The organism is Streptomyces sp. NPDC001492 (assembly GCF_053597275.1).
This window is the reverse complement of record NZ_JBSFHW010000007.1, coordinates 163,139-177,930: the sequence shown is the minus strand read 5'-3', so window position 1 is coordinate 177,930 and position 14,792 is coordinate 163,139. Positions and strand designations below refer to the sequence as shown.

The following is a 14,792-nucleotide window of genomic DNA, read 5'->3' as shown; positions in this document are numbered from 1 at the left end:
CGGACCGTCGCCGGCCTTCCGCCACGTCTTCGGCGTCCGTCCGCCGCCGGTTGTGCGGACCCTGTGTGTTCTGTTTCACACCCCGGACACGTCACCGCTCCCTGACCTAGGATGACTCCGATCTTCTCCAATCAGGGCGGACTACGGGGGAGGGAGAAGGGTCCGTGACGACGGGGGAGCCGAATCGTTCCGTCAGGTTCAACATCCTGGGATCGCTGGAGGGTTGGCACGGGGAGCAGCGCCTGAAACTGGGCAGCCCCACGCAGGAGCGTGTGCTGGTCACCCTGCTGCTGGAACCGGGCCGGATGGTCCCGGTGTCCCGGCTGGTGACCGCCGCCTGGGACGACGAGCCACCGCAGACCGCCGCACACCAGGTCCGCAAGGCGGTGGCGACACTGCGCAACCGGATCCCCCGAGGCTCCGAGCTGATCGTCACCGACGGCAGCGGCTACCGGATCGTCCTGGACGAGGACCAGCTCGACCTGCACCTGTTCAACCTGCACGCGCGGCTCGCCCGGGAGGCGGTGGCCGCCGGGCGGATCGCCGAAGCGGCCGATGAACTGCGCGCCGCCCTCGACCTGTGGCGCGGGCCGATCCTCGCGGGCGCCGGCGGCTCGTTGATAGCCGCTGCCTCCGCCGCCCTGGAGGAGCGGCACATGGCGGTCGCCGAGCAGTACTACGGGCTGCATCTCGAACTCGGCGAGGCAGCCGAACTCGTGGGCCCGTTACGCGAGTTGGTCACCTCGCACCCTCTGCGCGAGACCCTGCGGGGCCAGCTGATGCTCGCCTTGTACCGCTCGGGCCGGCAGGCGGAGGCCCTCGAGGAGTTCGGCCGGGTCCGTGACCTGCTCGTCGAGGAACTCGGCATCGATCCGGGCGCCGAACTCACCCGGCTGTACGAGGCGATTCTGCGCGACAGCCCGGAAGTCGCCCCCCGGCCACCGCAGTCGGTGACCCCCCGCGGGATCCCCGCGCCCGCCGCCCAGGACGACCTGCTGCCCAAGCTGGAGCAGCCGCCCCGCACCCTGCCGTACGACCTGCCGGACTTCACCGGGCGGGAGGCGGAACTGCAGCGGATCGTCGCCGCCGGCCGGACTCCGGCACGGGGGGCCGCCCGCATCATCGGCATCGACGGCATGGGGGGCAGCGGCAAGACCGCGCTCGCCGTGCACGCCGCACACCGGCTGGCCGAGGACTACCCGGACGGGCAGCTCTTCGTCGATCTGCGGGGATTCAGCCCCGGGGAGAAGCCGCAGGAGGCCGGCACGGTGATCGACTCCCTGCTGCGCAACCTCGGTGTGCCCGACGACCGGATGCCCGACGGGCTGGAGCGCCGGATCACCCTCTGGCTCAACATCTGCGCACAGCGCAGCCTGCTGCTGGTCTTCGACAACGCGGTGGACGCCGCGCAGGTCCGGCCGCTGCTGCCGGCCTCCGAGAGCTGTCTGGTGCTGATCACCAGCCGGATCCGCATGCTCGACCTCGACGGCGCCGAGTGGCTCTCCCTGGAGCTGCTCTCCGGGGACGACAGCGCCGCGCTGCTGTCCCGCACGCTCGGGCCGGAACGCACCGCCTCCGAGCCCGAAGCCGCGGGCCAGCTGGTCCAGCTCTGCGGAGGACTGCCGCTGGCCCTGCGGATCACCGCCGCTCGGCTGCGCAACAGGCCTCGCTGGACCATCCAGTACCTCGTGGACCGGCTCGCCGACGAGACCCGCCGCCTGCACGAGCTCAGCGCGGGAGAACGCAGCGTGGAGGCCACGCTGCGGCTGTCGTACCAGGCGATGGAGGAGGACCGGCGCGCCGCCTTCCGGCTGCTGGCCGAGCATCCCGGCGGCACCCTCGACGTGCACTCCGCAGCCGCGCTGCTCGGCGAGGGGGTGCGTGAGGCCGAGGACGCCCTGGAACACCTCCTCGACATCCATTTGCTGGAACAGCCGGAGATGGGCCTCTACAGCTTCCACGACCTGGTGCGCACCTACGCGATGGCGCTGGGCGGCGACGAGGACGCGTGCCGGCAGGCCGTTCAGCGCCTGGTGTCGTACTACGTCACGGCCAGCGAGGCCGCCTGTGACGTGCTCTTCCCGGGACGGGCCCGCTACGACGCCGGTGCCGGCCACCGGCCGTGGCAGCTGCCGTGGATGGGCACCAACGAGCAGGCGCTGCGCTGGTTCGGCCGTGAGTACGACGCGCTGCGCGCCGTGGTGGAGCGGGCGGGCGCCTATGGGCTGCACCGCGACGCGGTCGTCCTCACCCGCAACTTCATGTTCTACCTCAACCTGCGGGGCCATCACGAGGAGTTCCGGGCGAGCAGCCAGCTGGCGGTCGCCTCCGCGCGGGTGCTCGGCGATCCGCTGCTGCTGCCGGTGAGCCTCGGCAACCTGGGGATAGCCCACTGGTGGCTCGGCGCCTTCCAGGACGGCATCGAGGTGACCGAGGAGGCGTTGCGCCTGGCCTCGACTGCCGAGCACCGGCCCACGGAGGCCTTCTGCCTCGATGTGCTGGGCCTCCTGCACAGCGCCCTGGGCAACTTCGAGCGGGCCTGCGCCTATCTCGAACAGGGCATCGCCCTGCACCGCAAGATCGGCGTCGCGCGCATGGAGGCGGAGGCGCTGGCCAACCTCAGTTCGGTGCTGACCTGGACCGGCCGGTACGCCGACGCCGTCCGGCACGCCGCCCGGGCGACCGAACTCAACCGGCGGCTCGGCGAGCGCGGCAATGAGATCACCTCGCTCACCTGGCTCGCGCTCGCCCACCGCGGACTCGGCGAGGACGAGCGGGCACGCGCCTGCCTGGCTCAGGCCCTCGAACTGTGCGACGAGACCCTCCAGCCCGGCAACGTGGCCTTCGTCCACGCGCACTGGGCGCAGCTGTGCCAGCGAGTCGGGCAGGACCAGACCGCCGTCGAGTACGCGGACCACGCCATGGAACTGGTCGCGGCCCGGGGCACGCCCCTGCGCCAGGCGGCGGTCGCCAATGTCGTGGCGTTGGTCCATCTGCGCCGGGGCGACCCGGGCCGGGCCATGGAACTGCACCGTCACGCCCACCGCCTGGCCTCGACCCTGGGCTACCGCATCGAGACGGCGCGGGCGCTGCACGGAATGTCCGAGGCGGCCGAGGCCCTGGGCCATGACGAGGAGGCCCGGGCGCACCGCCGGGAGGCCGAGGAACTGTACGACGCGATGGGCGTGACGGAGGCGGGCCGCACCATGTGACGGCCCGCCGTGCCGGGCTTGCGGAAGCCGGTGCAACCGGGTTGTCAGATCCCCGTGTTGCCCGGGCCGCGGTCGTCGGCCGGGCCCGCCACGACGACGACCCCCGGGCCGCGGCCCTCCGCCATGACCGTCCGGGCCAGGATTCCGGGGTCGCTGCCCTCCGCCACGATCGTCCTGGGCACGATTCCGGGGCCGCGGTCGTCCGCCTGGGCATGCCGGGTGATGTGGTCCGAGGCGGTCGCGCCGAGGGTGAGGACCACCAGGCCCGTCACCGTCACCGCAGCCGCCCGCGTCCGCAGCATCATCGTGCGCATTGTCATCCCCCTGTGTCTTCGGTGATGTCCCGGCCCTCGGGACGTCACCGATGCTCGTGGGGAGCGTTCCCCGCGCCTTCCCGAGTCGTTCCCACGGGAGGGAAGGCGACGGGTAACGACTCGGTCGGTGAAAGCCGAACCGAGCGGCGGTGCCCGCCTCGACGGAGAAGAGTGGCAGTGCCGTGGCGGGCGTCGTGCCGGCGTATCACGCAGGGGCCGTACTGCTACTTGAGCTCGTCGGCGGTGAAGTAGCCGTCGGTGAGCAGAAGTTCGTAGTTGGTCCTGTCGATGTCGACCGGCTGCAGCAAGCGGGCGGGCACGTCCTTGACGCCGTTGTTGTAATCACTTCTGTTGTCCACCCACGGCGCCCTGTCGCTGAGTATGTCGTCGGCCATGTCCGCGGCGGCTCTGGCGAGGTCGCGGACGTCCTTGAAGACGGTCTGGGACTGCTGGCCCGCGATGATGGACTTCACCGAGGGCAGTTCGGCGTCCTGACCGGTGATGACCGGGAGGGGCTTGCCGGCGGAGCCGTAGCCGTCCTGCTTCAGTGCGGACAGGACGCCCCTGGAGATGCCGTCGTACGGCGAGAGGACCGCGTCGACCTTCTTGCTGCCGTACCACTTGGTGAGGAGGGCGCTCATGCGCTTTTGCGCGGTGGGCCCGTCCCAGCGCAGGGTGGTGATCTTGCTGAGTTCGGTCTGGCCGGACGGGACGACCAACTGCTTGCTGTCCAGGAACGGCTGCAGGAGCGTCATCGAACCGTTGAAGAAGTACTTGGTGTTGTTGTCGTCGGGGGAGCCGGCGAACAGCTCGATGGTGAACGGACCCTTGCCGTCCTCCAGGCCGAGCTTCTTGATGATGTGGTGGGCCTGCATCAGGCCGACCATCTCGTTGTCGAAGCTGACGTAGTAGTCGACGTTCTTGGTGCCGAGGATGAGCCGGTCGTAGCAGATCACCGGAATGTGCGCATCGGCGGCCTGTTGAAGCACGCTGTTCAGCGACCTGGCGTCGATGGCCGCGATGATCAGTGCGTCGACGCCCTGCTTGATCAGGTTCTCGACCTGTGAGACCTGGGCCTTCGGGTCGTCGTCGCCGTAGACCAGCCTGGTCTTGTACCCACTGCCCTTCAGGTCCTCGACGAGGCTCTTGCCGTCGGTGAGCCAGCGCTCGGAGGCCCGCGTCGGCATGGCGAGGCCGACGGTACCGCGCCGGGACCCGCGCACGGAGCTGCTCTCGCTGTTCTGGTCACAGGCGGACAAGGCGAGGGCGAGGCCGGCGGCTCCAGCGAGGGCGGATCTTCGGTTGAGCATGGTGATCGTTCCTTGTTCTTCTCGTCGTTGAGGAGGATGACGGCGTATCAGGCGTCGACGGGGGCGGCGGAGCCGGCGGGCGGTAGGCAGGCGAGTCGCGAGCGGGTCGCACGCGCCGAACCCGCTCCCGGGGTTCCAGAGCCGGGTCCCGCAGAGGGGTGCCGTACGGGTGGATCCCCGGGCGCCCTGGACGGACCGAACTTCAGACAGCGCGGTGCGCTGGGGCAGACCGCCTCGGCGCCCTCGTGGATCCGCAGCTGGCCGCCGATGCCGTCCGGGGTCTTGGTGCACAAGTTTCAAGGCGAGTGAACAACCGGCGGGCTCGCGCCTCGATGTCCCGCAGATCACCGATCCCGTCGCCAGTGTGTTCCTGTACGTACACCGGGCTTCGCCACGGCGTTCCGGCCACGTGCGTGCTGATTCCGGGGATGCACAGGACAATCGCCTTTCGAATGTTCGAAATCTCGTCACATGTTCGGAATGCTGGCGTGACGTTAGGGGCGGGTGTGCAGGGTGTCAACGGGGCGAACTGGAACGGTTACAGAAAGAGGTGGGTGGGTGGATCGAGGCGGGCCAGGTCGGCCACCCGCAGCGGCCTGTCGCACAGGTACAGCGCGCCGCCGCCGGGATCAGCGAGGCCCTGCCCGGCGTGGCAGGCGAAGTGGAGGCAGGCACTCCGTTTCGGCGTCCGTTCGTCCTGCGGCCCAGGGTTCCGCGACGGTTCACGCTGCCGGGTGGTGCGGCGCTCAGAGGTGCGGCCATCAGGTCAGTGGCGCCGCCCGTCTGCTCCGATCTCCTGGTGCCGAGTCCACCGCGTCGTTCACTCACTTGTCGTGGGCTCGCCGCTCGGATGCCGACCGACGGGAAGGGAGCGTGAGCGAGATCAGCGTGCCGGGCGGATGGCGGACAGTACGCTGAATCCAGCGGGATCGGGCCCGCAGCACAGTGTCCGGGAGGTGCTTCATGACGGCCGAGATGGTGGCCCCGGCATGGATGCATGAGCAGATCACGGCGGAGGAGTACGAGTCCTGGTCCGAGGAGCAGTGCGCGGGCATCGAGATCGTGGACGGGATGGTCGTCGTGAGTCCGAGTGCGTCCAAGCGGCACAACCGGCTGGCCCGCATTCTGGCCAACGCTCTGGATGCCGCCGCGGGCACGGAGTGGAACGCGGACACGGACTTCGACGTCCGGCTTCAGGACGTCCCGCTCACCAATCGCCGCCCGGACGTCGTCGTGTACCGCGCGGACACGATCGACGTCACCCCCACCCGCCCTGAGCACGTGCTGCTGGTCGCGGAGGTGGTGTCGCCGGGCTCGGAGACCACCGACCGGATCGTGAAGGTCGACCAGTACGCCAAGGCAGGCATCGGGTTCTACTGGCGGATCGAGCAGGCCGCGACAGGCGTTCCTCTCGTGTACACCTACGTTCTCGACCCCGCGACCAAGGCCTACCGGGACGGAGACGTGTTCACCGGCGTCCTCAAGGTTGTGGCCCCTTTCCCGGTGGAGATCGACCTGGGGCAGGTCTGACCTGGCGCTGCTCAGCAGCGGGCGGCGCGTGAGCGATGCGTGAGCGGACGGTCCGATGCAGGGCGGCAGGAGCCGGGCGTCTCTGTCCATGGTGATGCTGATCTGTGACGGCCGGTGCGGGTGGCGAAGACGTAGTCGGGCTTCCTGCCACCTCTCCCCCGCCTTGGCACGAGCAGCTGTCTGTCGCAGGCGATACCGCTGCGGCGCCCTCGCCCTCGCCCTCGCGCGGATGCGGGGAGCGCGGTTGTCCTTGGGGGCGACGGTCCTCGGGGGCAGCCCCTCCACTCAAGTCACGTGTCACTTAGGTGTGTTCAGGTGATCGCCTCGAGCACGCGCAACCGCAACGAGGCGGCCGCGGAGTTGCCGACGGCAGGGTGCCGACGGCCAGGACGGCCTGTGAGCAGCAGGACCGCGGACCCCGGTGACGGACGCCCGCCGCGCAGGATCGCGGCGGCCTCCCCTCACCTCTGGTGGGACGCGCCGTCGACGAAGCGTCTGAATGTTTCCAGGGCCAGCCGGTCCGTCGCCGCACTCCGGCCCGACAGACGGTGGACGAGGATCCAGCCCTGGGGTGCGGCGCCCGCGAAGACCGAGGCGCTGCCCGTGGCGCCGTTGTGCCACACCAGGCGTCCCGCTTTCTGCCAGGCCGGCGCGGGTTCGCCCAGCCTGCGGTCGACGAGCAGGCCCGTGACGAGGCGCGCGGTGGCTTCGGGTGTGGCCCACAGGCCGCCGGCGGGGAGGATCGCGCCGGTCATCGTCCAGGGCCGCTCCGGTTGTCCGAAGAGCCCCCGGCGGCACAGCCGCCTGCCGGGCGGCGGGTCGGCGGCGACATCGGTGACGCCGAGGGGGGCGAGGACATGCCGGTGGAGGAGTTCCTCGTACGGGGTGTCGGTGGCCGCCACCAGAGCGGCGCCCAGCAGGGCGTATCCGAGGTTCGAGTATTCCTCGGTGGTGCCGGCGGGAGCCGTGACCAGGGTGTCCAGCTGCCGTACGACCGCGTCCAGGGCTTGGGCGTCGAAGGCCGCGTAGGGGTCGCGGCCGCCGATGCCCGGGGGCAGCCGCGGCAGGCCCGAGGTGTGCTCGGCGAGATGGCGCAGGGTGATGGCGGTGCCCTCGGGCGCGGGCAGGAACGAGTCCAGCCGGTCGTCGAGGCTCAGGGCGCCGCGGCCGGCCAAGGCGGTCAGGACGGTTGCGGTGAGCGTTTTGGTCAGGGACCCGATCTGCACGAACAGGTCGAGGCTGTGGCCGCCCCGTAACCGGGGCGGCTCGAAGCTGCTGAGTACGCAGGTGGGAACTCTGATCATGTCGGGCTTCCGTCGTGCGTTCGGGGCAGCGGACATGTCACCCTACCCGCGGGCATGCGGTGGCGGGTGGGTCGCTGCCGGGCGACGGACGCGCCGGGCGACCTGTTTGACGACGGGCGCGTGGAGGAGTTGTCGTTATGCCTCCTCCAGACTCGAAACACCAGGTCAGCGACTTGGGGCGGAGGTCCCGGCGCGAATGTGTGCCGACGGCCACAGCGGGCGGGGGAAACTTGGGCTCATACTGAGCCATGACCAAGCCTGCGGCATCGAAGCGCCATCTGCCCACCAGCCCCTTCAAGGCCCCGGTCGCACCGGCCCCCAAGCACTTCGCCACGGGCGACCAAGTGACCCACGACGTGTACGGCCTCGGCCGCGTGGTCGGTGTCGAGGACGGGATCGCGGCGCTCGTCGATTTCGGCTCGGCGCAGATGCGGATCTTGAGCCCGTACGCCAAGATGACCAAGCTGTAGCGCCGCCGTGCCCGGCCGCGGCACGCCAGGCCCCCTCAGGGACCTGTAACGAAAGGCAGACCTCTCATCGACCCGACGTCGCTGTTCTCCGCCCCGCTCGAAGGGCAACCCCGCCGTTCCACGGCACCGTCGCCGCCTCCGACGACGACCCCCTTCCAGGCCCCGGACTTCGGAGAAGACGAGATCTTCCGGCCCGAGGATGCGCAGGAGCCCGCCCCGGAACCGCGTGCGGCGCGGCCCAGGGCTGCCTGAGAAAGGCCAGGTCAAAACCTGCATACGCAGGAGGAAGGCCCTCCGTGGAGATCACGGAGGGCCTTCCTTGTGTGCGCCGCGTCCGGGCTACTTGCCGAAACTGACGGTGTTGTTGCAGCCCAGGCTCGAGCCGACGTTGGTGTTCTGCGTGGCGGGCTTGCCGTACGGGCCGAACGAGGCGGTCTCGCCCTGTACGTCGCTGTTCTCTTCGGTCACCGTGCACGTGGTGCTCTGGTTGACGCGGATCGTCTGGCTCTCACGGCCGTGGTGCTCGCGCGAGTGACCCTGTCCGTGTTTGCTCCCGTGCCCGTCCCCGTGGGCGTAAGCGGTGCCGGCGCCGAGGAAGCCGACGGTGCCGAGAAGGACTGCCACGACAACGGTCTTGCGAGGCTTGCGCATTTCTTCTCCGGGTGTTGAAGCGGACGCGAACGAGATCCGCCACGTCTTAAGGTGACTGGAGGTTAATGCGCAAATGTCCTATATCCGCTCGTCGGCACGCCGGATCGTCCGATCAACGAGGACGGGCGTGGAACCCGGCTGCCGGCTCAAGTCCCCTGTGCCGTCAGGGGATCCCGGCGCGGAGGCGGTCGTGCCCGCTCCGCGCGGAACCACCCGTGCGGCGGTGCCGCGAGCGTGGGGCGGCCTGGGCCGTTCGGCGCCTTACGGCGAGGGGTGTTCGCGGTGGTGGACGACCGTGACGAGGGGGTCGGGACCAGGGGTCTCGAGTTCGTCGACCACCGCGACCGCCAGGTCCTCCGCGCTGATCCAGGACCGGCCGTCGGCGCCGATGAGGAGGGTGTCGGTGCCGCGTCGGTAGCGGCCGGTGCGTACGCCCGGTTCGAGCAGGGCCGGTGGGCTCAGATAGACGCAATCGGCCTCGGTGTGGGACCGGCAGGTGCGCAGTTGGGAGACTCCGGCGGTGGCGACGGCCCTGATCTCCGCAGGCACGTACGCCTCGTTGTCGGCCACGAGCAGGTTGCGGTCCTCGGGGCTGCGCAAGGCTCCGGCGCCGCCGATCACGAGGACGCGGATGCCGAGGCGTGCGGCGGTGTCCAGCACCCTACGGGTGGTGCCGACCAGGAACTCCTCGTCGACCGGCATGGTCCGCACGGTCAGCACCATGGCGTCCACGGCCCCGGGGGAGGCCGAGCCTGCGAGCGCCTCCCGTAAGGCGTGCGGGTCGTTCGCGTCGACCGCCACCGGGGTCACGTTCGGGGTCGCCGGGTTCTCTTCGGCGGGTTTGCGGGACATGGCCAGCACCCGGTGTCCGCGTGCACCGGCCTCGTCGGTCACCCGGCTGCCGACCATCCCGGTGGCTCCCAGTACGGCGATCGTCAGGCCGTTCTTCATCGGCTCAGTCCTTCTTGTGCGGAGTCAAGCGGTGTGTGGTCGCCGCGCGTCGTCCGGCTGGGAAAACTCGGGGCATTGAGCTGCGCCGCCAGCATTGCGGCCAGTGCGAGGGCGAAGCCGAAGGTCTGCAGGGGGCTCAGCGACTCGCCCAGGGCGACGCCGATGACGGCCGCGACCAGCGGGGACAGCAGCACCAGTGGTGCGGACGCGCCGACCGGCAGCTTTCCGATGCCGCGGAACCACAGCGTGGACGCGATCAGCCCGCCCACGCTGCCGAGCCACAGATATCCGGCGGCGGCTCCGGCATCGATGCGCGGTGGTGGCCCCTCGATCGCGAGGGTGAGGGGGAGCAACAGCAGGCCGCCCGCCGTCAGTTGCCAACCGGTCAGGGTGAGCGGGCCGACCCCGGCGGGCAGGCCCCAGCGCTTGGTGAGGACGATCCCGGTGGCCATGGTGGCCGTACCGCCCAGGCCGGCGAGGACGCCGACGAGATCCAGCCGGGCCTGCGGCCCCAGGACGACCAGTCCGACGCCGGCCACGCCGAGCACGCCCCAGGTCAACCGCCAGGCCGTCGGCCGGACGTGGAGGAGCGCGACGGCCAGCCCGGCGACCATCAGCGGCTGGGTGGCGCTGAGGGTGGCGGCGACACCGCCGGGGAGCCGCTGGGCCGCGACGAACAACAGGGGGTACAGGGCACCGATGTTGAGCGCCCCGAGGACGGTGGCCTTCCACCACCAGTGCCCGCGCGGGAGCACCCGGGTGATCGCCAGCGCGAGCAGGCCGCCGGGCAGGGCGCGCAGCATCCCGGCGAACAACGGATGCCCGGGCGGGAGCAGTTGAGTGGTGACGACGTAGGTGGTGCCCCAGGCCGCGGGGGCCAGTGCGGTCAGTGCGGCGGTGGCCGCCTGTTGCGCGTACGGGATCCGCGGCGGGCCGGGTGCCCCCTGGGCCGAGGCACGCGAGGTGTTGGACGTATGCATGTGATGAAGTCTCAGATCCGGCCGCCGATGAGTCCAACACATGCTTGCCATCGCAGCCATGAACCAGAACCATGGGTGGGTGGATCTCCAGCAGATGCGCTACGTCGTAGCCGTCGCCGAAACCCGCAACTTCACGCGCGCCGCCGAGCGCTGTTTCGTGGTGCAGTCGTCACTGAGTCACCGGATCGCCGGCCTGGAACGGGAACTCGGGGTCAAGCTGTTCGCCCGGTCCAGCCGCCGGGTGGAAGTCACGCCCGCGGGGGCGGCGTTCGTTGCCGGTGCACGCGAGTGTCTGGCCGCCGCCGACCGGGCCGCCGCCGATGCCGCCGCCGCGACCGGTGTGGTGCGCGGCCGGCTCGCCGTCGGCGTGATCGTGACGACGGCTGCCGTCGACGTACCGGAGTTGCTGCAGCGGTACCGTGCCCGGCATCCGGACGTCCGCGTCGCCCTGCGTTCCGGACGCAGCGACGAACTGGCGGCGGCGGTCCGCGGCGGCGACCTGGACATCGCCTTCCTCGGCGTGCCGGAGAACGAAACGCCCCTCGGCGTGGAGGCGGTCGTTCTCGGTCACGACGAGCATGTGCTGGTGGTGGCGGCCGGACACCGGCTGGCGGGCGCCCCGGGGGTCACGCTGCGGGAGATCGCCGAGGAGACGTTCGTGGACTTCGTGAGCGGGACCCTCGCTCGGGCCCAGTCCGACCAGGCGTTCGCGGCCGCGGGCCTGGTGCGCGACGTCGCCTACGAGGCCGGTGTCGTGGAGCTGATCACCCGACTGATCGCGCGCGGGCTCGGCATCGCGCTGCTGCCGTCGGCGTTCATCCGGCCGCGGGCCGCCGACGATCCCGGGCTGGCGCTGGTCCCGGTGGTCGACGGACCGCATCGGACCGAGTACCTGGTGTGGAACCGGTTCAACCCCAGTCCGGCGACCCGGGCGATGCTCGGCGTCCTCGGGGTGCCGTCGACGGCGTCCTGACCCCCGGTGTACTGGGCGGCTACGGCCGGTGAGGTTTACCGATCGGCTGCCAAAACCTCCCCAAGGTCGATGAAATCGCCTAAATTGCTCGGGGCGGATGGATCCCCGAGCGGTGAGCGGAGGCGACAGTCGGGCGTGGTGAATGCCAGAGGCGCCGTGCGGCCCTTGGAACGGCAGCGGATGCGGATGCGGCTGCTCGGCGCCGTGGACGAGGACCGGCGCGATGTCGAGGTGCTGCTGACCGCGCTGCAGCAGGCGGTCGCCGAGGTGCACGGCCTGGGCGGCATGGTGCATCTGCCGGGCGGCGGAATGAGCGGCGTTCTCTACCTGGTCGCCGACAGCGGGCTGCCGGAGTCGATGACCCGGCCCTGGGTGATCATCCCGGCCCGGGGCAAGGCGCCGCCCAGCAGGGCCGCCCGCAGTGACACCATCGCCTGGCAGCCCGACCTGGCCCCGCCCGACCCCGTGCCCGGCCGGGACCCCGCCGCGCTGTGGCCTTCCGGGCTCCCCGCCGGCATCGGGCACCTGGCCGTTCCCGTTCCGGGCCGCGGCGGGCGGCGCGGCGCGCTCTCCGTGCTCTTCGCTCCGGGCTCCGAGCCCGGCCCGGCGGAGCACGGGTTTCTGACCGAGGTGGCTGCCTGGATGTCCGGGAGGCTCAGGTCGTCCGGGATCCTCAATCCGCCCTGCACCCTGCTGCGGGCCCTGCAACAGGGTCCGGGGCCGCGGGACGCTCAGGCCGAGGAGGGGGAAGGGGCGCCGGCCCTCACGTACACCTGGGACCTGCGCACGGGCGAGCTGACCGCCGGCGGGCCCGTCGACGAGGTGCTGCCCGGCATCGATCCGGAGATCATGACCGGCGGTATCGAGGCATGGGCGGCGCTGATCCACCCGGACGACCTGCCGGCGGCGGTGGCCGGCTTCGACACGGGTATCCAGGAGCGCGGCGGCTTCCAGCACGAGTACCGGATCCGACGCCAGGACGGCACATACGTCTGGATCGAGGCCCGGGCCCGGACGATCACGGACGAGGCGGGGGCGCCGGAGAAGGTGATCGGCACCATCCGGGACAGCAGCGAGACGCACACGGCCGCCGAGTCGGTGGGGCGGGCGCTGCGGCACATGAGCGACGGCTTCGTCTCCCTGGACACGGACTGGCGCATCGACTTCCTCAACCAGGCCGCCGAGCGGCTCTTCGGCCCCGCGGGAGAGGTGGCCGGGACACTGCTCTGGGACGTTCCCGCGGTGTGTGCCGTGCCGGGTCTCGAGCAGCGCTGCCGGGCCATCGCGGCCGAGGGCCGCCCGGCCGGCTTCGACGTGCCGTGGCCGGACGGGACGTCCTGGTACCACCTGCGGCTGGTGCCGGTGCCGGAAGGTCTCACGCTCTACATCACCGACACCACCGAGCGGCATCTGCGGGAGGTCGAGCGGGCCGCCGCGGAACGCGCGGCCGCGGAACGGGCGGCCCTGGTGCAGCGGATCACGCGGGAGCTGGCCGAGGCCGTCACCGCCCAGGATGTGATCGCGGCGGTGGCCGACTGTGTGATGACCCCCCTCGGTGCCACCGGACTGATCATGCTCGGCGTGGTCGACGACCGGCTGGCCGTGCTCGGCTCCCTGGGATACCCGCAGCACTTCACCCGGGCACTCGAAGGACAGTGGACGGTACAGGACACCACGAACCCGGTGGGGGACGCCCTGCGTACCCGCAGCCCCCTCCACATCGCCTCCCCGGAGGAGTTCCGCAAGCGCTATCCGGGGGCCGAGGCCCTGATCCGGGAGGGCTGCGAGCAGGCCTGGGCCTTTCTGCCGCTCACGGTGTCGGGGCGCGGGATCGGCGCGGCGGTGATCTGCTTCGACCGGCCGCGGGCGCTGGACGACGACGAACGGACGATGCTGACCGCGCTCAGCGGACTGATCGCGCAGGCCCTGGAACGGGCGGGGCTCTACGACGAGGCGACGACCCGGGCCCGTACCCTCCAGCGCAGCCTGTTGCCGCAGGCACTGCCCGAGCTGCCCGAGGTGACGGTGGCGGCGCGCTACCAGCCGGCCAAGCAGGGGGCCGACGTCGGCGGCGACTGGTACGACGTGATCCCGCTCTCCGCTGCCCGGGTGGCGCTCGTGATCGGCGACGTCATGGGCCACGGCATGGCCGAGGCCGCCACCATGGGCGGGCTGCGCACAGCGGTCCGCACCCTCTCGGAGCTGGAGCTGCCGCCCGACGAGATCCTCGGGCACCTCAACGACATCGTCGGTGAGCCCGGCACCGACGCCTTCGCCACCTGCCTGTACGGCATCTACGACCCGGTGACCCGGCAGCTGTCGTACGCCAGCGCCGGTCAGCCGCCCCCGGCGGTGGCCCGGCCCGACGGCACGGTCACCTTCCTGCCCATGACCCCGGACCCGCCGCTGGGGGTGGCCACTCCCCCGTTCGAGACGCTCGAGACCGAGCTGCCCGCCGAGAGCCTGCTCGCCCTCTACAGCGACGGCCTGGTGGAGAGCAAGGACAGGGATGTCACCACCGGCATGAACCGCCTCGCCGAGCTGCTCTTCGAGTCCGTGGACGCCGGGACGGGCGCACCGGCGGACGGGTCCGACCTGGACGGCCTGTGTGCGGCCATCACCTCGGCTCTGCTCCCCGCCCACCGTGCGCTGACCGACGACGCCGCCCTGCTGCTGGCCCGCACCCACCCGCTGGGCGCGGAGAACGTCGCCGAGTGGCCGCTGCCGGAGGACCCGGTGGCGGCGGGCCGGGCCCGCGAGCTGGTCCGCGCCCAGCTCACCGACTGGGACCTGGCCGACGAGGACCTGGTCATGACCACCGAGCTCCTGGTCAGTGAGCTGGTCGGGAACGTGATCCGGCACGCGTACGGTCCCATCCGGCTGCGCATGCTCCGCAGCCGCGCGCTGATCTGCGAGGTCTCCGACGCCAGCCTGACCACACCGCACATCCGGCACACCTCGGCGACCGACGAGGACGGCCGCGGCCTGCAGCTCGTCTCCGCCCTCTGCCGGCGCTGGGGCACCCGCCACACCCGTACCGGAAAGTCCATCTGGACCGAACAGCCCCTGCCCGCCGGCTCGGTCGACACCTGACGCC

12 protein-coding genes are annotated in these 14,792 nt (G+C 71.2%); 5 read left to right on the top strand and 7 right to left on the bottom strand.

Features of this window, described 5'->3' with window-relative positions; genetic code table 11:
• Nucleotides 1–164: 164 nt before the first annotated feature.
• The gene (locus ACWC1K_RS12000) at nt 165–3,212 is read left to right on the top strand and encodes a BTAD domain-containing putative transcriptional regulator (protein WP_450830603.1); all 3,048 of its coding nucleotides are present in this window, start codon (nt 165–167) and stop codon (nt 3,210–3,212) included.
• 44 nt (nt 3,213–3,256) lie between these two features.
• Here the strand turns inward: ACWC1K_RS12000 and ACWC1K_RS11995 are convergent, their stop codons facing one another.
• The 3 genes from ACWC1K_RS11995 to ACWC1K_RS11985 all read right to left on the bottom strand — a co-directional run bounded on the left by ACWC1K_RS11995 (nt 3,257) and on the right by ACWC1K_RS11985 (nt 5,129).
• Nucleotides 3,257–3,517, bottom strand: coding sequence for a hypothetical protein (locus ACWC1K_RS11995; protein WP_450830602.1), 261 nt, complete (start codon nt 3,515–3,517; stop codon nt 3,257–3,259).
• 233 nt (nt 3,518–3,750) lie between these two features.
• On the bottom strand, nt 3,751–4,836 hold the full coding sequence (gene chvE, locus ACWC1K_RS11990) for a multiple monosaccharide ABC transporter substrate-binding protein (protein WP_450830600.1): 1,086 nt from the start codon (nt 4,834–4,836) through the stop codon (nt 3,751–3,753).
• 47 nt (nt 4,837–4,883) lie between these two features.
• The gene (locus ACWC1K_RS11985) at nt 4,884–5,129 is read right to left on the bottom strand and encodes a hypothetical protein (RefSeq protein WP_450830599.1); all 246 of its coding nucleotides are present in this window, start codon (nt 5,127–5,129) and stop codon (nt 4,884–4,886) included.
• A 670-nt stretch (nt 5,130–5,799) separates the two neighbouring features.
• Between ACWC1K_RS11985 and ACWC1K_RS11980 the strand changes: the two genes are divergently transcribed.
• On the top strand, nt 5,800–6,366 hold the full coding sequence (locus ACWC1K_RS11980) for a Uma2 family endonuclease (RefSeq protein WP_450830598.1): 567 nt from the start codon (nt 5,800–5,802) through the stop codon (nt 6,364–6,366).
• 461 nt (nt 6,367–6,827) lie between these two features.
• On the opposite strand, the gene ACWC1K_RS11975 is transcribed toward ACWC1K_RS11980, so the two are convergent.
• The gene (locus tag ACWC1K_RS11975) at nt 6,828–7,670 is read right to left on the bottom strand and encodes a serine hydrolase domain-containing protein (RefSeq protein WP_450830597.1); all 843 of its coding nucleotides are present in this window, start codon (nt 7,668–7,670) and stop codon (nt 6,828–6,830) included.
• Between the two features lie 248 nt (nt 7,671–7,918).
• Between ACWC1K_RS11975 and ACWC1K_RS11970 the strand changes: the two genes are divergently transcribed.
• The gene (locus tag ACWC1K_RS11970; RefSeq protein WP_450830596.1) at nt 7,919–8,140 is read left to right on the top strand and encodes a hypothetical protein; all 222 of its coding nucleotides are present in this window, start codon (nt 7,919–7,921) and stop codon (nt 8,138–8,140) included.
• A gap of 339 nt (nt 8,141–8,479) precedes the next feature.
• On the opposite strand, the gene ACWC1K_RS11965 is transcribed toward ACWC1K_RS11970, so the two are convergent.
• The 3 genes from ACWC1K_RS11965 to ACWC1K_RS11955 all read right to left on the bottom strand — a co-directional run bounded on the left by ACWC1K_RS11965 (nt 8,480) and on the right by ACWC1K_RS11955 (nt 10,722).
• The gene (locus tag ACWC1K_RS11965; RefSeq protein ID WP_351474078.1) at nt 8,480–8,791 is read right to left on the bottom strand and encodes a hypothetical protein; all 312 of its coding nucleotides are present in this window, start codon (nt 8,789–8,791) and stop codon (nt 8,480–8,482) included.
• A 261-nt stretch (nt 8,792–9,052) separates the two neighbouring features.
• Nucleotides 9,053–9,742, bottom strand: a complete 690-nt coding sequence (locus tag ACWC1K_RS11960; RefSeq protein ID WP_450830594.1) for an NAD(P)-dependent oxidoreductase — start codon at nt 9,740–9,742, stop codon at nt 9,053–9,055.
• Nucleotides 9,739–10,722 (bottom strand): EamA family transporter, encoded by a 984-nt coding sequence (locus ACWC1K_RS11955; protein WP_450830592.1) that lies wholly within the window; start codon nt 10,720–10,722, stop codon nt 9,739–9,741. Before ACWC1K_RS11955 ends, ACWC1K_RS11960 begins: the two co-directional genes overlap by 4 nt.
• 79 nt (nt 10,723–10,801) lie before the next feature.
• Between ACWC1K_RS11955 and ACWC1K_RS11950 the strand changes: the two genes are divergently transcribed.
• Together ACWC1K_RS11950 and ACWC1K_RS11945 are read left to right on the top strand one after the other, a co-directional pair.
• On the top strand, nt 10,802–11,695 hold the full coding sequence (locus ACWC1K_RS11950; RefSeq protein WP_450830759.1) for a LysR family transcriptional regulator: 894 nt from the start codon (nt 10,802–10,804) through the stop codon (nt 11,693–11,695).
• A gap of 135 nt (nt 11,696–11,830) precedes the next feature.
• On the top strand, nt 11,831–14,788 hold the full coding sequence (locus ACWC1K_RS11945) for a SpoIIE family protein phosphatase (protein ID WP_450830591.1): 2,958 nt from the start codon (nt 11,831–11,833) through the stop codon (nt 14,786–14,788).
• Nucleotides 14,789–14,792 lie beyond the last annotated feature (4 nt).

Bases quoted from the DNA above. Each gene is read 5' to 3' on its own strand.
- ACWC1K_RS11995 (WP_450830602.1), bottom strand. From the start codon at position 3,517: ATGATGCTGCGGACGCGGGCGGCTGCGGTGACGGTGACGGGCCTGGTG.
- chvE (WP_450830600.1), bottom strand. From the start codon at position 4,836: ATGCTCAACCGAAGATCCGCCCTCGCTGGAGCCGCCGGCCTCGCCCTC.
- ACWC1K_RS11980 (WP_450830598.1), top strand. From the start codon at position 5,800: ATGACGGCCGAGATGGTGGCCCCGGCATGGATGCATGAGCAGATCACG.
- ACWC1K_RS11975 (WP_450830597.1), bottom strand. From the start codon at position 7,670: ATGATCAGAGTTCCCACCTGCGTACTCAGCAGCTTCGAGCCGCCCCGG.
- ACWC1K_RS11970 (WP_450830596.1), top strand. From the start codon at position 7,919: ATGACCAAGCCTGCGGCATCGAAGCGCCATCTGCCCACCAGCCCCTTC.
- ACWC1K_RS11965 (WP_351474078.1), bottom strand. From the start codon at position 8,791: ATGCGCAAGCCTCGCAAGACCGTTGTCGTGGCAGTCCTTCTCGGCACC.
- ACWC1K_RS11960 (WP_450830594.1), bottom strand. From the start codon at position 9,742: ATGAAGAACGGCCTGACGATCGCCGTACTGGGAGCCACCGGGATGGTC.
- ACWC1K_RS11955 (WP_450830592.1), bottom strand. From the start codon at position 10,722: ATGCATACGTCCAACACCTCGCGTGCCTCGGCCCAGGGGGCACCCGGC.